The following is a 22902-nucleotide window of genomic DNA, read 5'->3' as shown; positions in this document are numbered from 1 at the left end:
AAATCAGAACCTCGCAGAGACATTGAATTTTACGGCCCGGCCCGGTGCAGGCATCATCGACCGGGTGAGCGGGTCGAGGTAATATTCATTGGTCAGGTTGGTGGCCGTCAGTTCGAGGGCAACATCCGGGGTGATTTTATATTTGGCATAAGCATCTACGGTCAGTACTGAATTCCATCGCATCGGGTAGTTATTAAAATTGCTGTATTGGTTAGGGACAATCGTCATCAGGCGTTTCTCCTGGCTGTTTTCCACTGCACTGTGGTAGAGCCAGCGGCTGCCGATTTCTAATGACTCCTGCAATAAACGCCCGCCGAGGTTAAAGGTCACAGAGTAGTGCGGCTGAATTTGGGTGCGCAGGAACCCGCCCGGATAACCACCGTCAATGCATGGCGGAATATCTTTCAGCCCGGTAGGATCCATAAAGGCATGGGATGTTTCATCACAGACTTTATTGGTGAGGTTATAGGTCACCCCCAGATCACTGAAGATCCAGCCATGATCATAACGGGCCTGGATTTCAATCCCTTTCAGGATCTGCTTATCCATCTGTGTAAAACGGAAATAATTATCACGATCAAAGACATTGAGGATATCCGTATGGAAGTAGTTCAGCCGGATATCTGCATGGCGGTCAGCATGAAGCAGTGATTTCCCGTTAAAAACTACACCGTATTCCCGTGTTACCGCACGTTCCGGTTTATAACGGTAACCGATATGCGGGACAGAGGAACCGGAAAACCCGACAGTATCCTCAAACAGGCTCGGCATACGTACGGTTTCCGCATAGCGGCCATACAGACGCAGATCATCAGTCAGATGCACCGAGGCAGACAGCATCGGTGTCCAGGCGCTAGCCTGGCGGCGGGGTTTTTCTTTCCAGGTGTGGGTGACTGCCTGAAGTTCTCTGTCACCGTGCGAAATAGGGAGGCTGCCATACTCATAGAGATAGGTTTCCTGCCCGGTATAGGGATCAATACCCCGTAATGCGGTATCGATATCCGGCCGGTCTTTCTGTTTCAGGCGTCCGTCACTGGTATCCACCGGCCAGAATGCCTGCTCATGTACCATTGGCCGGTCTTTCCGGTTGTTGAGGTAATCACGACGCCATTTTGGGTATATAGACTGAAAAATTTTTCCCCATGTTGCTTGTTTTTCTTCCGGGGTCAGTTCGTGCCACATACCCTGCTGCCGTTTTTTATAAACCTGTGATTCTATTTCGGTCATATTCCGGAAATAATTCAGGTAATAACCGGTAACTTCATAGTTTTGTTTGCAGTAGGGGTCTTTGCGGGCGGCGCACTCATTGGAGAGATCATCCACACTCCAGTATACGGTTTGTCTGCCGCCGGCACTAAGTGACAGCCAGGAGACCGGCTGCCAGTCCAGGCTGACGGATTGCTGATATTCAAAGCGGCGGCCTTTACGGGCGGGAACAGCGAACATAAAGAGTTTATAGTTTTCCAGGCTGGTATTACTGTCCAGATGCTCAAACTGCATATTGGCGGCCAGAGTCACCGACAGTTCCGGGGTAAAAGCAAACTTATTGCTGAAATCCAGCCCGTAGCGCTGATTCTGTACATTCAGGGCAGCGGTGTTAATCAGTGTTCCATCGATTGCCGGGTTGATGGTGTTGATATCCCCCTGTTTATAGCCGTAGTCCATATTCTTCGGGTAACGCGGCCAGCCGCCGCCGGAGTTGGTATTGCTGGTGGTCAGGGTGGTCCACAGGCGGATATCTGCATCAATATAGGTAAAATGTGCCGGTTGGGATTTCAGGTGAAGATAACCGGCCTGTGCATGCAGGTCAGCCAGCGGCCACTGCGGAATAATATTATCCTCAGCGCGGATCCAGCCCAGCCGGGAAGGCATAATATCGCCGAAATCCGAGCGGGTATCGCGCCAGCTGAGTTGCAGCGCGTGGTCATCATTCAGATACCAGGTATTTTTTATCAGCCAGGATTCCGTTTTTGCCGATGTATTGGGAACTTCATTACCCTTGCGGTAAATACGGGACACAAACGGCATATACGGGTCGTAAGTCATATTCGACATTTGCAAAATACCGATATCACTGTCAGACATTTCATCATTATAGTTTTCGCTGTGGCGTTTACCGGCAAAATAGTTTCCCCGGTCGCGGTAAGCATAAGCCAGCAGCAGATCCATATTTTCCTGACGGGTACCCACTGCCAGACGCCAGGCGTAGTCGCTTTTATTCAGTGTGGGGGCATTATCACGATTTTCCGGGGTTAAATGGGTGCCGGGGTCGTCAATGATAAGCCAATCAAATTGCATATTATCCACAAGGCGGTAATCTTCCCCGAGCCCCAGATTGGGTATCCGGGCTTTGGTGGTGTTACTGCTGTTTTCCAGCATCAGTGCAGCACCAAACTGGTCACCGTTTTTCACCACGTCATTGATAGTGAGCGTTTTCATGGCAACACCGCCGCCTACCGACGTTTTCAGGAGCGGGTTAAGGGACGGGCCTTTTTCAATCTCAATTTCACTGATCAGCATCGGGTCAAGGTAGTTACGGTTATTGGCACCGTTATAACCCCGGTACACCGTCACGGCCTGTTCGGTGCCGTCGATGGTGACCGGTACACGGCCCGGCCCCTGTATTCCGCGGATATTGACATCCAGCGCGTTGCCGTTGCGGGCATCACCGCTGAATACCCCGTTGGCGCCTTTGAGAATATCGGCGGCAGAGGCGCCTTTATAGCGCTCTATTTCTTCTTTGGTGAGGATCAGGGTGGAGACATTTTTGTCATAGATTTTATCTTTGGCGCTGTCAGCAGCGGTCTGTTCATTACGGAGCGTAATATCGCCCAGGTGCTGATCTTTTTCCTCTGCCGCCAGTCCCGGCAGCGGGATAAATAACACGGGCAGAAGCAGTGTGATTGTTTTATATGGGTGACCAGATAATGGTGAATGCGAAGACATAACGATTCCCGGATGATAAAAAATAAATAATCAGAAAGGGTTAAAACAGCCGTTCAAAACGCAGCATGATTTCAGTCTGCCGGTAGCTATAAAGCCATGGGACAGAACTGCGGTTGCGGGTGTGGATCAGTGAAAGCTGAGGTGAAATTTGCGCGAATGACGGCGGATAGAGCGCGAGTGTTGTACTGTACTGTCGGGTGAGATCCTCCCTGGCCTGGCGGTGTAACGGATGTGTATGGTGATAACGTTTACGGGTGTAAACGGCATGAACAGACTGGGACACAAAAGGGTGCCACAGATAGGTCAGGCCGGTATGCAGGGCAGCCGTCTGGTAATGTTTATAGGGATCATTTTTTTTGTGGACGGTGGTTTCTGCCTGTAAATACAGCGTGGCTGCCGGATGCGGACGCCAGGTTATCTGTGGTATCAACTGGTATTCAGTGCCGTTATGTGAATGCAGATAAGGCTGATAACGGTGCTGTCGAAGTGCAGCCAATCCGCCGAGAGACCACTCCGGGCTGAGTTGCTGATTCAGATACGTTTGTAAGCCGTAAGCTGAGGAAAAACGGCGCCCGGCGGAAAAATGCTGCTCCAGCAGCGGAGTCAGTTGCCATAAAGTATGGTGATCCTGATAGTGATAACCCGTTTTAGCAGTCAGTGTTAAGGTATTGGCTGCCTGATTCGCGGCATCATACCGGGTGGATACCCGGTAGTGCTGCGTCAGAAAATGGGAGCCGGACAGCGGCGTCAGCCTGCGCAGATCCCAGTCGCTGCGCCATTGTAAGACGGTGTGGGGGATCTGCGGAATAAGGCTGGCGTAACAGGAACCATCGGGGCTGTAGTGCAGGCAGTGTGTTTTCGGCAGTGGAGTCTGATAATAGTTATCCGTGTAATGGCTACCGGCGCTGAGCAGTAATGACCAACTGAGTGCCCGGGTGAGTTCGGTAATGGCGCGGGTAATCTCCGGATAGTGGGGAGAGGTCACCGGCAGGCGCTGGCTCAGTTCCCGGAACAAAAGCAAGGCGTTCCCGAGCTGACGATCAGCCCGGTAGCTGCGGGCCAGTTCCAGTTGTGCGGTAAAGAAATGGGGTTTCTGTTGCAGAATAGTGTTATATAACCGGATTGCAACCCCGGGGCGCTGGTTTAAATAGGCCAGTTTTGCCTGGCTGAAGATTATCAGTAACGGGTCAGCCTGATGTTCCTGCTGATAAACAGATAAGTAATGATAAATTGCTTTGAGGTTATTTTTCTTTAGTGAGAGATATAAATTTCGTGCAGTATTATCATTCTCTGAATGATTATTTTTTTGTATGGTTGCAGATACCGGTAATGAAAAAGCAAGTAATAATAAAAAAAGAATAAATCCGTAAATTAACTTTATCTGCGATGACATATTTATATCCGCTAAACACCAGGAACAGATAATCTGTTCCTGATGAAATGTATCAATAATGAATTAAGACTTGGTTCCGCCGAACGCGATATTCTTCGCTTTATCACTGCTGAACTCAGCATAACCGGCAACCTGCTGTGCATTGTCACCAAAGAAATGCCCGTTGGTCGTACCGCTGACGGCTGTGGTATCGGTACCGGTGGTGCTGACAGATGCGGTTCCATCAAAGGTTGAACCACTGATATCCCCGCTCAGGCTGTAGCTGAGCTCGGTTGAGCTTAGAGAGCCGCTAAAGGTATTGGCATCAAAATCCGTACTGAATGTACCGCTGATCTGTTCACCGCTGCTGTACCCGCTGAGTCCTTTAATGCTGTACTGTGCCGTCCCTTCGGATGGCATGGCGGCGGTAATATCTTTCCCGGCGTAATACACCATATGGGAATCATCGCTGAAATCAGTACCGGAAACCCATTCACCGTAATAAATATCGGCATCGGCTATTTTGGCAAAATTAAAAGAGCCCATACTGCGGTGTGACTGCGGAGTTGAGGTGATAACAGAAACACCGTTATCGTTTGGTGTTGCACGGTTGGGTCCCTGCAGTCCGGCAAAGCTGACTTTGGTTCCGTTGTGCATGCCGGAATAACCAATTCCCGGTTCTCCGCCCGGTGACGGATGCCCCTGACGCTCTGATGCAGCGGTTACGCCGACAGATATATAGTTACTTAAGCCTTCGGCAGATGATGATCCATAGCCCGCATCAGCCTGAGCCTGTACCGCGGAGAATGCGGCACACAGGGTAACCAGTGTCGCCAGCGGGGTTTTCATATTAAATGTATTCATAAACTAAACTCCTTGTAATTTAATGAATGACCGGATGAGTGAAATGCCTTTTTCCGGTATGATTGCCGGAAGCAAATAAACGATAAAGGAGAATGAATTTTCTGTAAATGAGAATTATTATCATTTGTTTGCAATGAGAATAATTTGATTAGAATGCTAATTAAATAACGAATTAAAAAATCACCATTTTTTATTTTTTGTGACAGATTTATTTCAAATATAAGAATGAAAATATGTGATGCACATTCAGAGTTTTTCTGTGCGGTAAACCGGGTTATTAATTCATAAATATCATTAAAAGTGATGATTATTTTTTCTTTTATTGATGGAGCGATTTTAAACGTAATAATAATGTATTTAATTAATGGTTATTATCGCATTTGATTTGGTATTTATGTTTCATACTGTCTGGTGTTTTAAGCTGAACGGATAGTCTGACAATGAAACAAACGCTGATATTTTTGCTGTTAACGGTGCTGGCCTGCGGATCCGCATCGGCCACATGGCCGCAAACCGGGATAAGTGATTTTTCTGAGCGTTATGAGGTGATTACCCTGACACCGGCTATGCCGGTGCCCGGTGCGGTTAATAATGACCCGGCAACAAAAGGCCTGCGGCTGATCGGCCTGCGGCGTGACGGTAACGGGCAGTACACCGAGGTTACGCGCCAGTTTTCCCCCGGAGCGACGAAACACATCCGTTATAAAGGACGGCAGTACCGCGTAGTCGGGGATGTTTACCGTGCAGATAATCTGTCAGATACCGGACGCTGGGATAAAGGGCAGTCCGTGGTGACGGAAGAGTATTACGAGATTCTGGATAAAGACGGAAAACGGACAGGAAAGGGATTTTATTTTTCGTCGCGTGACCGCTGATGTAAGTACAAATAAGGTATCAGCAATAAAGGTTGTATTAAGTTTTCTGCCCGGAAAACCGGTAACATACCGGAATCACCCTGATTAGCGGAGAAGTACATGTCATCAGTCCGGATCCTCAGTGTTGCACAGTGTCATGAATCGCTGCTGGACAGCTCGGAAGCACTGATTGCGGAACAATGGCCGTTGTTTATGTTATCCAGTCCGGTTTCTGACCAGTACTGGGATACACTTTATCGTGAGGAAAATTTGCCTTTTCAGCAGGTTGCGGTTGTAACCATTGCCGGAGAGGAGCAGGTCGTCGGGCTTCTGAGTGCGATTCCGTTTTATTTTCCGGAAGATGCACCGCTGACTGATCTGCCGGATGAGGGCTGGGATGCGGTGCTGACGCAGGGGGCAACCGATACCCGGAAACCGACATTTGTATCCGCACTGTCAGTGACCGTTGACCCGGATTTTCGCGGACGCGGTATCCCTGCACAGCTTATCACCGCGCTGAAAGCGGCCGTTGCACAGGCCGGGCTGAAGGGCGTGGTGGTACCGGTGCGTCCTACGCTCAAGGCACAGTATCCGTTACAGGATTTCGCGGAATATTGTCAGTGGCAGACCCCGCAGGGTGAGCCGTTTGACCCGTGGATCCGCACACATGTCCGGCTGGGCGGGCAGATTATCAAACCGGCTATGCGTTCGATGGATATTACATCCTCCGCTGATAACTGGTCTGAATGGACCGGCATGGCCTTTCCGCACGCCGGTCAGTACATTGTGCCGGGGGCTTTGGTACCGGTTCAGGCCGATCCTGAAACGGACCGGGTCATTTACCATGAGCCGAACCTGTGGATATATCATCCGCTGGCTGAATAGTCAGGGGATCAGCCGTTCAGGGTGGGTATAGATGGTGGCCCGTCCTTTTTTACAGAAGCCGGCCAGTGTCAGGCGGCAGCGTTTGGCGGTTTCAATTGCCAGCGTGGTCGGGGCGGAAACCGCGAACAGAATTTCCGCGCCGCACTGCGCACTTTTCTGCACCATTTCATAGCTGGCGCGGCTGGATACCAGCACCGCGCCATCAGTCCACTGTGCTTTTGCCCGCATACCCAGCAGTTTATCCAGCGCCACATGACGGCCGACATCTTCACAACCGCCCAGTAATTCACCCTGCGGGGAAATCCAGCCTGCGGCGTGAGTGCAGCCGGTCAGCTTTCCGATTTCCTGTACCTGCGGCAGCTGGCTGAGTGCCTCATCGAGATGGTTGAGAGAAAAAGTCTGTGTGAAATCCAGCGGTGTGATCGGGCGGAAAATCTCGCTGATCTGCTCGGTGCCGCAGATGCCGCAGCCGGTGCGCCCGGCCATATTGCGGCGGCGCTCTTTCAGTCCGGCAAAACGGCGGGCGGATAATTCAACGTGGACTTCAAATCCGCCGTGGCAGGCATCCGTAATATCAATCCCGCGGATTTCATCAGCGGATTCAATAATGCCTTCGGAAAGGGAAAAACCGACCGCAAAATCGCCGAGGTTTTTCGGGCTGGCCATCATCACCACATGGGAGATACCGTTGTACACCAGGGCAACCGGTGTCTCTTCCGCGACCCAGTCATTTTCATTATGCCCGGGTTTACCTTTTTGTTGCACATTTGTGAGATGCGCACCGCGAATTAGGCAATTATGTAACGATTCTATGGAATAAATGTCATCCATCAGATGAATTCCTGCGCTTAATAATACATAATAATAGTATGGGTAAAAGTTTACACCATTCCACCAGGCAATGAACCTGATCGCACGCACCACTGTGCGGATAAAAAGAAAGTTCGCTGTGGCTTATTTTGCAGCGGCATAAGAGCAATGTAATAAGGAGATCTCCATGCAAGTCAGCAGAAGGCAGTTCTTTAAGATCTGCGCTGGCGGTATGGCGGGTACAACGGCGGCGGCTCTGGGCTTTGCCCCGGCGGTCGCTATTGCCGGTTCACGTCAGTATAAGCTTTTACGCGCACGTGAAACCCGTAATACCTGCACGTACTGTTCCGTCGGCTGCGGGCTGTTAATGTACAGTCTGGGTGACGGGGCAAAAAACGCCAAAGAATCTATTTTTCACATTGAAGGGGACCCGGATCATCCGGTAAACCGCGGCGCACTGTGCCCGAAAGGCGCAGGTCTGATCGATTTTATCCACAGCGAAAGTCGTCTTAAGTATCCTGAAGTCCGTGAGCCGGGCACCAACGAGTGGAAACGTATCTCGTGGAATGAGGCGTTTGATCGTATCGCCCGCCTGATTAAAGATGACCGCGATACTAACTTTATTGAAAAGAACAGCGATGGCGTTACCGTCAACCGCTGGTTAACCACCGGGATGTTATGCGCATCTGCTGCCAGTAACGAAACCGGATTTGTCACCCAGAAATTCTCCCGCGCCCTCGGCATGCTTGCCGTGGATAACCAGGCGCGTGTCTGACACGGACCTACGGTAGCAAGTCTTGCTCCGACATTTGGTCGCGGTGCCATGACCAACCACTGGGTTGATATTAAAAATGCCAACCTTGTTGTTGTGATGGGCGGAAACGCTGCGGAAGCTCACCCTGTCGGGTTCCGCTGGGCGATGGAAGCCAAAATTCATAACAATGCCAAACTGATCGTTATTGACCCGCGCTTTACCCGTACAGCGGCTGTGGCGGATTTCTACACGCCTATCCGTTCCGGTACTGATATTGCGTTTCTGTCAGGTGTCATTAAGTACCTGATGGAAAATGAAAAAATCAACCGTGAATATGTTGAGGCGTACACCAACGCCAGCCTGATCGTCCGTGAAGATTACGATTTTAAAAACGGGCTGTTCACCGGTTATGATCCTGAAACACGCCAGTACGATAAAACCACCTGGAATTACGAACTGGATGAAAACGGCTTTGCGAAACGCGATACCACACTGCAGCATCCGCGTTGTGTGTGGAACAAGCTGAAAGAGCACGTCAGCCGTTATACCCCGGATGTGGTGACCAATATCTGCGGGACGCCGAAAGAAGATTTCCTGAAAGTCTGTGAATATATCGGCGAAACCAGCGCGAAAGATAAAACCGCCTCATTCCTGTATGCACTGGGCTGGACACAGCACACTGTCGGTGCGCAGAACATCCGTACCATGGCCATGATCCAGCTGCTGCTGGGTAACATGGGGATGCTGGGCGGCGGCGTGAACGCGCTGCGCGGTCACTCCAATATCCAGGGCTTAACCGACCTGGGCCTGCTGTCTCAGAGCCTGCCGGGCTACCTGACGCTGCCGTCTGACAAACAGACGTCACTGGAAAGTTATCTGGCTGCCAACACACCGAAACCAACGGTACAGGGCCAGGTTAACTACTGGGGTAACTATCCGAAGTTCTTTGTCAGCCTGATGAAAACCTTCTACGGCGACAAAGCGCAGAAAGAGAATAACTGGGGCTTTGACTGGCTGCCGAAGTGGGATAAAGGCTACGACGTTCTGCGTTATTTCGACATGATGGATAAAGGGGAAGTGAATGGCTATATCTGCCAGGGCTTTAACCCGTTAGCCTCATTCCCGAACAAAAACAAAGTGGTTAAGGCGCTTTCAAAACTGAAGTTCCTGATCACCGTTGACCCGCTGAATACCGAAACATCGAACTTCTGGCAGAACCACGGCGAGATGAACGATGTGGATCCGGCACAGATTCAGACCACGGTGTTCCGTCTGCCGTCCTGCTGTTTCGCGGAAGAGAACGGCTCTATCGTTAACTCTGCCCGCTGGTTACAGTGGCACTGGAAAGGCGCGGATGCCCCGGGCGAAGCTATCAGCGACGGCGAAATCCTCTCCGGGATTTTCCACCGTGTCCGCAAGCTGTATGAAGCGGAAGGCGGTAAGGTGCCTGAGCAGGTACTGAACATGACCTGGAACTACTTCGACCGCGATAATCCGACACCGGAAGAAGTCGCTCAGGAGAGTAATGGTCTGGCGCTGGTCGATCTGAAAGATGCTGACGGCAATGTTATTGTGAAGAAAGGCGAGCAGCTCACCTCCTTCGCACAGCTGCGTGACGACGGTACCACGGCAAGCGGATGCTGGATTTTCGCCGGCAGCTGGACACCGCAGGGTAACCAGATGGCACGCCGTGATAACGCTGACCCGACCGGGCTGGGTAACACCCTCGGCTGGGCGTGGGCATGGCCGCTGAACCGCCGCGTCATTTATAACCGCGCATCTGCGGACCCGGCGGGTAAACCGTGGGATCCGAAACGTCAGATTCTGGAATGGAACGGCAGCAAGTGGATCGGTATGGATGTGCCGGACTACAGCAATGCCGCGCCGGATTCGGATGTCGGGCCGTTTATCATGCAGCCGGAAGGGATGGGCCGCCTGTTTGCTATCGATAAGATGGCGGAAGGGCCGTTCCCTGAGCACTACGAGCCGATTGAAACCCCGCTCGGCACTAACCCGCTGCATCCGGATGTGGTCTCCAACCCGGCAGCCCGTGTCTTCAAAGATGACTGGGCGCAGATGGGTAAAGCAGCGGAATTCCCGTATGTTGGTACAACTTACCGTCTGACGGAGCACTTCCACTACTGGACCAAGCATTCACGGTTAAATGCTATCACTCAGCCGCAGCAGTTTATCGAAATCGGTGAGCGTCTCGCGAATGAGAAAGGCATTTCCCATGGCGATACGGTAAGAGTCAGCTCCAAACGCGGTTATATCAAGGCGAAAGCAGTGGTCACCAAACGCATCCGTACCCTGGATGTGAATGGTCAAAAAGTGGATACCATCGGTATTCCGATTCACTGGGGCTTTGAGGGTGTGGCGGTGAAAGGCTTTATTACCAACACACTGACACCGTTTGTCGGGGATGCGAACACCCAGACGCCTGAATTTAAAGCCTTCCTGGTTAATGTGGAAAAGGTGTAAGGAGATAAATTATGTCAATGCAATCACAGGACATTATTCGTCGCTCTGCCACCAATTCCCTGACCCCCGCACCTCAGGTGCGGGATTTTAAGGAAGAAGTGGCGAAGCTTATCGACGTGACCACCTGTATCGGCTGTAAAGCCTGTCAGGTGGCCTGTTCGGAGTGGAACGACATCCGTGACAAAATCGGTACCAACGTGGGGGTGTATGATAACCCGCAGGATCTGTCCGCCAAGTCATGGACTGTCATGCGTTTCTCCGAAGTGGAAGAGAACGGCAAATTTGAGTGGCTGATCCGCAAAGATGGTTGTATGCACTGTGCGGACCCGGGCTGTCTGAAAGCCTGTCCGGCAGAGGGCGCAATCATTCAGTATGCCAACGGGATTGTCGACTTCCAGTCAGAGCACTGTATCGGCTGCGGTTACTGTATCGCGGGCTGTCCGTTTAATGTGCCGCGTATCAACGAAGAAGATAACCGCGCTTATAAATGCACACTGTGTGTTGACCGCGTGGATGTGGGTCAGGAACCGGCGTGTGTGAAAACCTGTCCGACCGGGGCGATTCATTTCGGCTCGAAAGAGGATATGAAAGCGCTGGCCGGTGATCGTGTGACTGAGCTGCAAAGCCGTGGTTATGCCAAAGCCGGTCTTTATGATCCGCAGGGTGTCGGCGGTACGCATGTGATGTATGTGCTGCACCACGCTGATAAGCCGCAGTTATATCACGGCCTGCCGGAGAACCCGGAAATCAGTGCTGCGGTGAAATTCTGGAAAGGTGCGTGGAAACCACTGGCAGCAGTCGGTTTTGCGGCGACCTTTGCGGCGGCAATCTTCCACTATGTGGGTATCGGCCCGAACCGGGTATCAAAACGCGAGGAAGAAGAGGCCCTGAAAGATATTCAGGATGTTCCGGCAAAGACTGAGCAATCAGCAGGTCAGGAGGAGCAGAAATAATGCAACAGGATGATCGCGAAAAAATTATCCGCCACAAACCGATTGAGCGTGTGAATCACTGGGCTGTGGTCATTTGTTTTCTGTTCACGGCCATCAGCGGGCTCGGGTTTTTCTTCCCGTCGCTTAACTGGTTTATGAACATTCTGGGTACCCCGCAGTTATCACGTCTGCTGCATCCGTTTACCGGTGTGGTGATGTTCTTACTGTTTGTGTTTATGTTTTTCCGTTACTTTAAACACAACTTTATCAACCGTGATGATATCGAGTGGGCGAAGCAGATCGGCAAAATCATGAAAAATGAGGAAGCCGGTGATGTCGGTCAGTATAACCTCGGTCAGAAAGGGGTGTACTGGGCAGCCAGTATCTGCCTGTTCCTGCTGTTGCTGAGCGGTATCGTTATCTGGCGTCCTTACTTTGCGGAATATTTCTCTATTCCGGTGATCCGTATCGCGCTGCTGGTACACTCCATTTCCGCTATCGGGCTGATTATCACTATTATTGTTCACGCGTATGCGGCAATCTGGGTGAAAGGGTCAGTGCGTGCGATGACGGAAGGCTGGGTAACGCGCGGCTGGGCGAAGAAACATCACCCGCGCTGGTACCGTCAGATTGTGGCAAAAGAGCGCGAAGAGGATAAAAAAGGTCAGTGACCGTTTTTACTATTCTCGTGTGACCATTCAGAAGGCAGGGATTTCCCTGCCTTTTCGACATTTTAAGGCAGCCGGTTCATAATAGGGTTTTACTTGCCGGACCGGCTTATCCTCTCCATATCAGAAGAAGAGCAATATCATGAGTATCCGAATTGTATCCAAAGAAGAGCTGGGACAGGCTCAGAAAAATGAAAAAGGGATTGGCTTTATCCCGGCCGTACTGTTTCCTAATCTGAAGAATCTGTATCAGCGCCGTGCCGAACGTTTTGATGAGCTGGCCAAAGATAACCCGTTTGCGGATTACCTGGAATTTGCGGCTGAAATCACCCGCGCCCAGCAGAAAGCCCTGTATGACAACCCGCTTGAAATGGATATGGATGCCCTGATGGCTGCCAATATGCCGGGCAAAGCCCTGCTCGACTGCCGCACTTTTCAGCGTACTGAACACTGGCGCAAGCTGCTGAAAAGCATTATTGCTGAGTTGCTGCCGGTCGCACCGGATCATGCCCGTCCGACCCTGGAAAACCTGGACAAAGCCTCTGAGAATGAGCTGGAAGACATGGCAACTGCCTTGTTTAATCAGGAATTTTCTGCTGTATCACCGGATAAGTCCGTGTTTATCTGGGCAGCATTATCCCTGTACTGGGCGCAGATGGCGTCGATGATCCCGGGCAAAGGCCGCGAAGAGCACGGCGAACACCGTCAGTTTTGTCCGGTCTGTGCGGCAATGCCGGTCTCCGGCGTGATCCAGATCGGCACCACGCAGGGGCTGCGTTATCTGCACTGCGGATTATGTGAAACCGAATGGCATGTGGTCCGTATTAAGTGCACCAACTGCGAACAGACCCGTGATCTGAATTACTGGTCACTGGAAAGTGAGCAGGCGGCGGTGAAAGCAGAAAGCTGTGGTGATTGCGGCAGTTACCTGAAAATTCTGTCACAGGAAAAAGACGCGAAAGTGGATACCGTGGCGGATGACCTGGCAACCCTGATCCTGGATGCCCGGATGGAAGAAGAAGGTTTTGCCCGCAGCAGTATCAACCCGTTCCTGTTCCCGAATGAATAAGTCAGTGAAGTGAGTCCGCTATGAACGAACGTGCATTATACAGTCAGATACCTGCCATTGACGGGTTATTACATGAAACACCGGTTGCCGCACTGACAGAACAGTACGGACAGACCTGTATCGTCGGTGTGCTGCGGGAGATGCAGGATGATGCACGTGACGCGATCCGTGAGCGGCAGCAGCTGCCGGACTGGCACGGTTGCTGGGCGGATGAACTGTCCCGCCGTCTGGACAGCGATCGGGAAGCACTGCGGCCGGTCATTAACCTGACCGGTACCGTGCTGCACACCAATCTCGGCCGGGCATTACAGGCGGAAGCGGCTATTGAGGCGGTGACCAATGCCATGCGCTGGCCGGTCACGCTCGAATATTCCCTTGATGATGCCGGGCGCGGTCACCGCGACAGCATTGTCGCGGAGCGCCTGTGTCAGCTGACCGGCGCGGAAGCGGCCTGTATCGTCAATAATAATGCGGCGGCGGTATTACTGGTGCTGGCGACGATGGCCGCCGGGCGGGAAGTGATTGTTTCCCGCGGTGAGCTGGTGGAAATCGGCGGTGCCTTCCGCGTGCCGGAAGTGATGAGCCAGGCGGGCTGTCGTCTGGTTGAGGTCGGCACCACAAACCGGACCCATCTGCATGATTATAAAAATGCCGTCAGTGAGCAGACGGCGCTGCTGATGAAAGTCCACACCAGTAATTATCATATTGAAGGTTTTACGGCAGAGGTCTCCGGGCAGGAACTGGCGGAACTCGGCCGGGAATATACTATCCCGTCAGTGATTGATCTCGGCAGCGGTGCTCTGATTGATATGACACAGTGGGGATTGCCGGAAGAGCCGATGCCGCAGCGCTATCTGGCGCAGGGCATTGATATTGTGACTTTCTCCGGTGATAAACTGCTCGGCGGGCCGCAGGCGGGGATTATTCTCGGCAAAAAAGCGTGGATTGAGGCAATACAGCGCCATCCGCTCAAACGCGCCCTGCGGGCAGATAAAATGACTCTGGCGGCGCTGGATGCCACGCTTCGTCTGTACCGCCGTCCGGAAAAACTGGCGCAGACACTGCCGTCACTGCGCCTGCTCACCCGGTCTGCTGACGATATTTATGATATGGCACAACGGCTTGTGCCGAAAATTCAGGCATATTACGGTGATGAATGGGTGATCCGCGCAGAGCCCTGCTCCTCGCAGATTGGCAGCGGATCCCTGCCGGTGGAACGCCTGCCCGGCTGGGCAGTGACGTTTACCCCGCAAAACGGAAAAGGCAGCGCCTTAGCCACCCTGACGCAGTCTCACCGTCAGCTGACCATTCCGGTGATCGGGCGGGTGAGTGACGGGCGTCTGTGGTGGGATCTGCGTTGCCTTGAAGATGAAAACCGACTTTTACAGGCACTGTTACCATGATTTTTGCTACAGCCGGCCATGTTGACCACGGAAAAACGGCTCTTATTCAGGCGGTAACCGGCGTGGATACCACCCATCTGCCGGAAGAGAAAAAACGCGGAATGACCATCGACCTCGGCTATGCCTACTGGCCGCAGGATGATGATACGGTTATCGGCTTTGTGGATGTGCCGGGCCATGAAAAGTTTCTCGGCAATATGCTGGCGGGTATCGGCGGGATCCGCCATATCCTGCTGATTATTGCCTGCGACGACGGAGTGATGGCACAGACCCGCGAGCATCTGGCGATTCTGCGCCTGGCAGGGCGTCCGCAAATCTCTGTGGTGCTGACCAAAGCCGATCGCGTCCCGGCGGAGCGGGTTGAGGAAGTCCGGCAGGAAATCACAGAACTGCTGTTATCTGACGGCTGGCCGGAAAGCCCGGTCTTTGTCACCTCATCCCATACCGGCGAAGGGCTGGATGCACTGCGGGCCCATCTGCGTTTGCACCATCAGCAGCAATCTTCAGAAAGCCGGACAGAAAAACGTTTCCGGATGGCGATTGACCGTGTTTTCAGTGTCAAAGGGGCGGGGCTGGTGGTGACCGGTACCGCGCTGGCCGGGCGTGTCAGCACCGGTGACACTTTATGGGTGACCGGCAGTGACAAATCTGTCCGTGTGCGCGGTATTCATGCCCAGAACCGCCAGCAGGAGCAGGCTCAGGCCGGTGACCGTGTGGCGATCAACCTGAGCGGTGATGTCAGCAAAGAGACGGTTTCCCGCGGTGACTGGCTGCTGAGCGAAAAACCGGTGCAGTCTGCACACCGCATTCTGGCGGAAATTGAAACAGATGAAGGTCTGAAAAGCTGGCAGCCGGTGCATATTCACCACGGCGCCAGCCATATCACCGGGCGGGTTTCCCTCCTGAGTGACGATAACATCCGTCCGCTGCTGGCGGAAATTACCCTTGATACCCCGCTCTGGCTGGCGGAGGAAGACCGGCTGATCCTGCGCGATATCAGTGCGCAGCGCACACTGGCGGGTGCCCGTGTGCTGAATTTGTCTTCCCCGCGACGCGGAAAACGTCGCCCGGAATTTCTGGCGTGGTTATCAGAACGGGCAGCGGCACAGGATGATCGCGATGTCCTGATGTGCGAACTGCCGCGCGGGGAAATTTCTCTGCCGGTGTTTGCCTGGGCGCGGCAGCTGACAGCGGAAAAACTGGCGGAATGTACTGCCGGGCTGAATCTGCTGATCAACGACGGTTATGCCCTTTCGGCACAACGGGTTGAAACGGCAAAAGCCATTCTGCTGGCTACTCTGGCGGATTATCATCAGTCACACAGCGACCAGATGGGCGTCGGCCGTGACAGGCTGAAACGGATGGCATTACCGGTGCTTTCTGATTCCATCGTATTTCCGGTTATTGCACAATTACTGGATGAAAAACAGATTGTCAGAACCCGTGGCTGGCTCCATCTGCCCGGATTCGGTCTGGCTTTCGATCCGGCACAGGACGCGCTCTGGCACAGTGCGGAACCGCTGTTTCAGCAGGAGCCGTGGTGGGTTCGTGATCTGGCCGTTAAACTCGGCATTGATGAAACCACCGCCCGTCAGTTTCTGAAAAAAGCCGCACAGCTGGGTCATATTATGGCGATTGTGCCTGACCGCTATTATCACCGGTCACAAATCACGGAATTCGCGCAGGTTATCCGTGAATATAATCAGACACATGAAGAAGGTATCGGCGCGGCACAATTCAGGGATAAATACGGCATGGGGCGTAAGCTGGCCGTACAGATTCTGGAGTTTTTTGACAGGACCGGTTTTACCCGCCGCAGAGGGGACAAACATATTTTGCGGGATGAGGGACTATTCTGATTTTCTTCAAAAAGGATTTAAGACATGAAGATCGATTTGGAAAATTTTGTCAGTGAATTCAATAAAGAGAAATTCCCGGGCTATTACGTCAGAAATGCAAAAATGTATGGCTGGTATTCAGGGATTATGAATCTCCGGATCTTTTTCAGAAGAGCCTTAAACGTGATTTTGATTTTAAAACACTGATTTATGACGGCCGGAATAAGAAATATGAATTCAGCCGGATCCCGCTGGATGAAACAGATACTGTCTCGATAGCCCGCGGAATTACCAATGAGATTATCGGTTTTTATAATGATATCGCTGCCGATTTTTATGCCCGTAAACAGACGGAGCTGACCTGTGCGATTGAATCTCATCAGTACCGTGATCTGCTGAATAAAATGCTGATGTATGAATTACGGAATATCAGCACCGGTAATTACAATACACTGGTGTGTGTTCCGGGTATGCAGACTGAGAACGATTCATGGCTTAAATTCTGGTCTCAGTACTGGTTTCTGACAAAATGTTATCTTGATCAACCGGTTTACGGTGATACCCGCGCCACGACTCCGGACGGTTTTTATCAGTCCGGTAAAAAACTGGCGGATGCCCGGATGGATATCTGGGCGGGTAAAAGACACCGATGCTTATAACGATATTGATCAGCTGACCGAACAGTGTCTGATGAAAAAAGAGATTGATCTCTTTCTGATTGCGGCAGGCCCGGCAGGTACGGTGCTATCTGCAAGGCTGGCAGACAACGGTAAAACAGCGCTGGATATCGGTAATCTGGTCAGCAGTTATAATACGGTTTTCCCTGAACAGCTTCAGGCGGAGTAATGACCGGCAGATAATAAAACAGGCCGCAAATGCGGCCTGTTTTGCACGGTATGCCGGAATCAGGCTTTAGTGGCTAAAATAACGCTGGAAGCTTTTATCAGTGCGACAATTTCATTACCTTCATGTAATTCCATTTCGTCGCGGCTTTCATTGGTAATAACCGCTGTCAGCGGCAGCCCTTTTTCGGTTCTCAGATGAATCGTGCTGTTGACCGCACCGTTCACCATTTTGCTGATTTTGCCGCGGAACTGGTTGCGGGCGGAAAAACGCAGGCCGCAATCCGGATTTGCCAGTACCACCCACGGCGCTTTAATAATCGCGACCGCTTCTTTTCCTTCGCGGATCCCTAATACGTCACAGCTCTCTTTGGTGATGACGGTTGTCAGAATTTCACCATGCTCAAGTGTTAATTCCACTTCATTATTAACAGCGCCGGCAACAACGCGGGAGACTTTACCGGTGAGCTGGTTACGTGCGGAAATTTTCATTGTGTGACCTCTTTCCTTTTAGTGATTAACTGAAATGGTTAATCTTCCTGTTGTATCACACGATATACGCAGCGGCGAGAATCCGTGAGTAAATATTCGACCCGTTCCACACTTGCATTTAAAACTGTCTGAAAGAGTTCCAGCTCGGCGCGGCAGAATCCCTGACACATGCGGGCGGCGGAGCAGATAGGACAGTGATTTTCAATAATCAGCCAGCTTCCTTCCGGTTCTTTTTCCCATTGCGCCATATAGCCTTCCTCTGTGCGGATGGCAACGAGGCGGATAATGCGTTCTTCCAGAGTTTCTGCGCCCTGAAGTTTATCAAAATAGTCGCGGCGGGCTTCATTCTCACGGGCGGTAATAATTTTGCCGATAGCATCCTCGCCGAGTTCGCGGCGGATGGTGGTCAGGATTTTGACCGTCAGCTCAGCGTGACAATCCGGAAAGCGTTTATTGCCCAGTGCGGTCAGGTGCCAGCGCTGCACCGGACGGCCGACACCCCGGCATTCGGAATGTGCCTCAACCATGCCGTCCCGGGCCAGTTTGGTAAACTGCTGACGGGCAGCTTCCCCGGTGGTACCCAGGTGCTCCCCGGCCTCGGATGCCTGCATCGGGCCATGCTTTTTCAGGAGAATAAGCAATTTTTCTCCGACAGATTGTGCGGAACTGAGATTGCTTTCCAGGTTAGTTCTTGACATATTCTCGTGCCCGGTATTTATTTATCCAAGTTAATTCTTGTTTAATTTATCGTATTCAGCAAAGTATCACAAGACTAAAGGATGGTTCTATGTTGCCCGATGACAGCCGCTGGCGTGACCTTTTCTCAGGGAAAAACGCTGCGATTTCAATCGCTCTCTCGTTCGGTGTTGTTATTCACGCCGTTAATATCTTAATGGCGACCACCATTTTGCCATCCGTTGTTGCTGATATCGGCGGCCTGAATCTGTATGCCTGGAATACCACACTGTTTGTGGCGGCATCCATTATCGGTTCTGTACTCTCCGCCCGGCTACTTGCCGTATACGGTGCCCGTATCGCCTACCTTATCTCGGTGGTGGCCTTTTTCGCCGGCAGCCTGGCCTGTGCACTGGCTCCCCGGATGGAGATTATGCTGCTGGGGCGCACCATTCAGGGCTTCGGCGGCGGTGTTATGTTCGCACTGTCTTATGCCATGATCAATTTAGTGTATGTTCCGGCGCTGTGGCCGAGAGCCATGGCACTGATTTCCGGAATGTGGGGTGTTGCCACATTGGTCGGTCCGGCAGTCGGGGGTATTTTTGCCCAGTTAAACGCCTGGCGTTTTGCTTTTGGTGTGATGTTGCCGCTGATGGTCATCTATGGGCTCTTTTTGCTTACGATTATGCCGAGAAAGCAGAAAGATGACGGCACCCGGCCACGTCTTCCCCTGATCCAGCTGACATTACTGACTGCCGCTGTACTGGTGGTCTCTGCCGGGAGTCTCAGTCCGGATGTGTTCCTGAATGTGGGCGGCGTGGTGGTCTCGCTGTTGTTACTGATTGTGCTTGCATTGATTGAGCAGCGCAGCCGCATCCGGTTACTGCCGGAAAACACCTTCCGGCGCGGCAGTCATCATGCCGCGCTGTACATCACTATCTCTCTGCTGGCTATCGGGATGACCTGTGAAGTGTTCGTGCCGTACTTCCTGCAGCGCCTGCACGGTCAGTCGCCGCTGGCATCCGGTTATATGAGTGCACTGATGGCGCTGGGCTGGACTGTCAGTGAGATCATCAGCGCCGGATGGAAAGGGGCGAAAATGCGCGCCAGTATTCTGCTCGGGCCGGTTTTTGTGCTGGCGGGATTGGTTCTGCTGGCACTGACACTCTCTGTACCGTCTGCCGGTACATGGGGCATTATGTCGCCGATCCTGCTGGGGTTATCGCTGGTCGGGTTCGGGATCGGGTTCGGCTGGCCGCATCTGCTGACCCGGATTTTACAGGTGGCCACACCTGCGGATAAAGAGATCGCCGCCGCTTCCATCACCACCGTGCAGCTTTTTGCCACAGCACTGGGTGCGGCGCTGGCCGGTATGATTGTTAACGTCAATGGTTTCAATGACGGTACATTGACGGGCGTGATGTCTTCAGCCTACTGGCTGATGATGTTACTGGCCATTGCCCCGCTGATTGCGATTTTCACCGCCCGTCGCTGTGCGGCCATTTCTTACGGCTGATTATCCCGTTTCTGATAATAGTGTATGCCGGAATGAGGACTGTATCCCGTTCCGGCGTTTTTTTACACTGACCGGATGTTTTCTGTCAGGGTAATGTCCGCTATGTCTCAGTATCATCTCGAATTTGAAAAACCAATCATTGAGCTGGAAGAAAAAATCGCCGCATTGCAGTCATTTAAAGAGCGCAGCAGCGATTTGGGGTTTGATCCGGATGATGAAATTGCCTGCCTGCGGAAAAAATGCGAAAAACTGACCCAATCGATTTATGCGGATCTCGGTGCATGGGAGATTGTCCGGCTGGCCCGTCATCCGCTGCGGCCCTATACCCTGGATTATATCAGTCTTATTTTTACGGATTTTCAGGCGCTTGCCGGTGATCGCGCCTTTGCCGATGATAAGGCGATTGTCGGCGGGCTGGCTCGCCTTGAAGGCCGTCCGGTGATGGTTATCGGTCACCAGAAAGGGCGGGATACCAAAGAAAAGTTACTGCGCAATTTCGGCATGCCGTCACCGGAGGGTTACCGCAAGGCACTGCGTCTGATGAAAATGGCCGAACGTTTTCATATGCCGGTGCTGATGTTTATTGATTCCGCCGGTGCCTATCCCGGCGTGGGTGCGGAAGAGCGCGGACAGGCGGAGGCGATTGCCCGTAACCTGCTTGAGCTGTCGCGGCTGAAAACCCCGGTTATCTGCTCCATCACCGGCGAAGGCTGTTCCGGCGGGGCGCTGGGGATTGGGGTCGGCGATCGTATCAATATGCTGCAATACAGTACCTATGCGGCGATTTCGCCGGAAGGGTGCGCCTCTATTCTGTGGAAAAGCGCGGATAAAGCGCCGCAGGCTGCTGAAACCATGGGGATGACCGCCCCGCGCCTGAAGGCGCTCGGTATTATCGATACCATTATTCCAGAACCGGCGGGCGACGCTCACCGCAACTATCAGCAGGCGGCGGATAACCTGCGTGAGCAGCTGTTGCAGGATCTGGCGGCGTTATCCGCCTTACCGGAAGACGAATTACTGGCGCAGCGCTATCAGAAATTAATGTCTTTCGGCTATTGCTGAGGACAGATTAACCTGTTTGTGATAACAATAGGGATGAATATCTCTCACAACGGGGACGCGGTCATGGCGGTCGATCTGAATTTACTGCCGGTTTTTCTGGCGGTGGCGGAGCAGGGCAGTTTTACCGGTGCGGCCACCCGGCTGGGTATGCCGTCGTCCAATGTCAGCCGGGCCATCAGACAGCTGGAAACCCAGACCGGCTGCCGCCTGATTGAACGGACAACCCGGCGTATGCGCCTGACAGCACAAGGACAGCAACTGTATCAGTGCGCCGGAAAAACGGACTCCATGCTGCGGGAAACTTTTTCACAGATCCGCAATGATGATGTGCTGACCGGCTGTTTCCGGCTGACAGTGCCCGGTGAAGGCTGCGGGGAAATGCTGGCTCCGGTACTGGCCCGTTTTGCCGCACTGCATCCGGATTTGCAGATCCGGTGTGATACAAAGCTGACCCCGGCGGATATTATCAGTGATGATATCGATCTGCTGCTGACTTATCAGCGCGGGGAGATGGCAGACAGCAGTTATCACAGCCGTCTGATTCAGTCCTGGTCGTGTGTGGTGGTGGCAGCTCCGTCATTACTGGCGCGGACCGGTATTCCGGTTTCTGCCGCTGAGCTGCCCCGGCTGCCCTGTATTTCCAGCCTGAGTGCCCTGAATGGTCAGCCGTGGATTTTCCGTAAACCGGACGGCGGATGGCTGACTGTGCGCATTAACAGCCGCTATCAGGTTAACGGTGCGGCACTGGCAGCGGCGGCGGCTGTTGAAGGGCTGGGTTTTGCGATTCTGACCACGCATTTGTGTCAGCAGGCTTTCCGTGACGGTACATTACAGGCTGTCCGGCTGAATGAAGAACCGGCTCCCATCGAACTGAGAGCCGTTTATGCCAGCCGCCGTGAGGTGTTACCGGTTGTCGACAAATTCCTGCATTTTCTTGAAAGTTCGCTGCGGGATCAGGATAAAAATCAATAGCTGCGGAATACCGTCTGCTTTCCGTCCGCATCATAGGCGACCACATCATACGGCTCTTTCATATCCTTGTATTCCATACCCAGGCTGCCGACCGGCATCCCCGGAACCGAAATTCCTTTGGCACTTTCCGGCAGCGTATCAATGGCATCCAGGCTGTCCGCCGGGACGTGGCCAATCACATATTTGCCGTTCAGCGTGGCGAGGTGACAGCTCATCAGGTTCGCGGTGGCGCCGGAATCAAGCATCATTTTCTCCAGCTGTGCCTGCGGAATAATATTGGTTTCCACATCGTAACCGGCTTTTTCCACCCCTTCCGCCCACTGGCCGCAGCAGCCGCAGGTCGGGGATTTATACACGGTGACGGTTCCTTTCGCTGCCATGGCACCGGCAGAAAGTGTGGTTAATAATAAAGATAACGCCCAGACGGATTTTTTCATCGGTATTCCCTGTAATGAGTCGGATAATAA

At 52.6% G+C, this 22902-nt stretch carries 19 protein-coding genes; 12 read left to right on the top strand and 7 right to left on the bottom strand.

All coding sequences use genetic code 11. The features are described 5' to 3' along the window. Nucleotides 1-3: 3 nt before the first annotated feature. The 3 genes from X965_RS06565 to X965_RS06555 form a co-directional block, all read right to left on the bottom strand. Entirely contained in the window at nt 4-2946 is a 2943-nt protein-coding gene (locus X965_RS06565; RefSeq protein WP_004236705.1) for a TonB-dependent receptor domain-containing protein, read from the bottom strand. Nucleotides 2947-2986: 40 nt separating this feature from the next. Beyond that, nucleotides 2987-4339, bottom strand: a complete 1353-nt coding sequence (locus X965_RS06560) for a surface lipoprotein assembly modifier (RefSeq protein ID WP_004236703.1) — start codon at nt 4337-4339, stop codon at nt 2987-2989. A 63-nt stretch (nt 4340-4402) separates the two neighbouring features. Continuing rightward, the gene (locus tag X965_RS06555) at nt 4403-5182 is read right to left on the bottom strand and encodes a Slam-dependent surface lipoprotein (RefSeq protein WP_004236701.1); all 780 of its coding nucleotides are present in this window, start codon (nt 5180-5182) and stop codon (nt 4403-4405) included. Between the two features lie 440 nt (nt 5183-5622). On the opposite strand from X965_RS06555, the gene umoA reads away from it, so the two are divergent. Together umoA and X965_RS06545 are read left to right on the top strand one after the other, a co-directional pair. Beyond that, entirely contained in the window at nt 5623-6057 is a 435-nt protein-coding gene (umoA, locus tag X965_RS06550) for a UmoA family flagellar biogenesis regulator (RefSeq protein ID WP_036417471.1), read from the top strand. Between the two features lie 99 nt (nt 6058-6156). Then, nucleotides 6157-6921 (top strand): GNAT family N-acetyltransferase, encoded by a 765-nt coding sequence (locus tag X965_RS06545; RefSeq protein WP_036417468.1) that lies wholly within the window; start codon nt 6157-6159, stop codon nt 6919-6921. Here the strand turns inward: X965_RS06545 and fdhD are convergent, their stop codons facing one another. Beyond that, nucleotides 6922-7752, bottom strand: a complete 831-nt coding sequence (gene fdhD, locus X965_RS06540; protein ID WP_036417465.1) for a formate dehydrogenase accessory sulfurtransferase FdhD — start codon at nt 7750-7752, stop codon at nt 6922-6924. Between the two features lie 166 nt (nt 7753-7918). Here fdhD and fdnG point away from each other — a divergent pair, with 166 nt between their 5' ends. The 7 genes from fdnG (at nt 7919) to X965_RS18905 (ending at nt 17722) form a co-directional block, all read left to right on the top strand. After that, entirely contained in the window at nt 7919-10966 is a 3048-nt protein-coding gene (gene fdnG / locus X965_RS06530; protein WP_079549259.1) for a formate dehydrogenase-N subunit alpha, read from the top strand. Between the two features lie 11 nt (nt 10967-10977). Then, entirely contained in the window at nt 10978-11919 is a 942-nt protein-coding gene (fdxH, locus tag X965_RS06525; RefSeq protein ID WP_004236694.1) for a formate dehydrogenase subunit beta, read from the top strand. Further along, a complete protein-coding gene (gene fdoI / locus X965_RS06520) occupies nt 11919-12569 on the top strand; it encodes a formate dehydrogenase cytochrome b556 subunit (RefSeq protein WP_004240169.1) in 651 nt (216 codons plus the stop codon). The genes fdxH and fdoI overlap by 1 nt, the downstream gene beginning before the upstream one ends. A 139-nt stretch (nt 12570-12708) precedes the next feature. Further along, complete coding sequence (fdhE, locus tag X965_RS06515; RefSeq protein ID WP_004240168.1) at nt 12709-13635, top strand: formate dehydrogenase accessory protein FdhE; 927 nt, start codon at nt 12709-12711, stop codon at nt 13633-13635. 20 nt (nt 13636-13655) lie between these two features. Further along, nucleotides 13656-15038, top strand: a complete 1383-nt coding sequence (gene selA, locus X965_RS06510; RefSeq protein ID WP_032098047.1) for an L-seryl-tRNA(Sec) selenium transferase — start codon at nt 13656-13658, stop codon at nt 15036-15038. Continuing rightward, nucleotides 15035-16897: a selenocysteine-specific translation elongation factor gene (selB, locus tag X965_RS06505; RefSeq protein ID WP_036417463.1), complete on the top strand. Its 1863-nt coding sequence runs from the start codon at nt 15035-15037 to the stop codon at nt 16895-16897. The genes selA and selB overlap by 4 nt, the downstream gene beginning before the upstream one ends. Nucleotides 16898-17488: 591 nt before the next feature. Then, entirely contained in the window at nt 17489-17722 is a 234-nt protein-coding gene (locus tag X965_RS18905; protein ID WP_004240163.1) for a GT-D fold domain-containing glycosyltransferase, read from the top strand. Nucleotides 17723-17781: 59 nt separating this feature from the next. On the opposite strand, the gene X965_RS06490 is transcribed toward X965_RS18905, so the two are convergent. Beyond that, nucleotides 17782-18210 (bottom strand): molybdopterin-binding protein, encoded by a 429-nt coding sequence (locus tag X965_RS06490; protein WP_004236685.1) that lies wholly within the window; start codon nt 18208-18210, stop codon nt 17782-17784. Nucleotides 18211-18248: 38 nt separating this feature from the next. Then, nucleotides 18249-18908 (bottom strand): metalloregulator ArsR/SmtB family transcription factor, encoded by a 660-nt coding sequence (locus X965_RS06485; RefSeq protein WP_004236684.1) that lies wholly within the window; start codon nt 18906-18908, stop codon nt 18249-18251. 89 nt (nt 18909-18997) lie between these two features. On the opposite strand from X965_RS06485, the gene X965_RS06480 reads away from it, so the two are divergent. From X965_RS06480 to X965_RS06470, 3 genes are all read left to right on the top strand, one after another. Then, the gene (locus tag X965_RS06480) at nt 18998-20401 is read left to right on the top strand and encodes an MFS transporter (protein ID WP_024473693.1); all 1404 of its coding nucleotides are present in this window, start codon (nt 18998-19000) and stop codon (nt 20399-20401) included. A 102-nt stretch (nt 20402-20503) separates the two neighbouring features. Further along, the gene (gene accA / locus X965_RS06475; RefSeq protein WP_036417459.1) at nt 20504-21463 is read left to right on the top strand and encodes an acetyl-CoA carboxylase carboxyl transferase subunit alpha; all 960 of its coding nucleotides are present in this window, start codon (nt 20504-20506) and stop codon (nt 21461-21463) included. A gap of 63 nt (nt 21464-21526) precedes the next feature. Beyond that, nucleotides 21527-22435, top strand: a complete 909-nt coding sequence (locus X965_RS06470; protein ID WP_036417457.1) for a LysR family transcriptional regulator — start codon at nt 21527-21529, stop codon at nt 22433-22435. Here X965_RS06470 and X965_RS06465 read toward each other — a convergent pair. Further along, the gene (locus X965_RS06465) at nt 22429-22872 is read right to left on the bottom strand and encodes a DUF411 domain-containing protein (protein WP_015422372.1); all 444 of its coding nucleotides are present in this window, start codon (nt 22870-22872) and stop codon (nt 22429-22431) included. The genes X965_RS06470 and X965_RS06465 overlap by 7 nt on opposite strands. Between the last annotated feature and the right edge of the window lie 30 nt (nt 22873-22902).

It is taken from the genome of Morganella sp. EGD-HP17 (assembly GCF_000512315.2).
GTDB lineage: Bacteria > Pseudomonadota > Gammaproteobacteria > Enterobacterales > Enterobacteriaceae > Morganella > Morganella morganii.
This window is presented reverse-complemented; position numbering and strand designations above follow the sequence as displayed.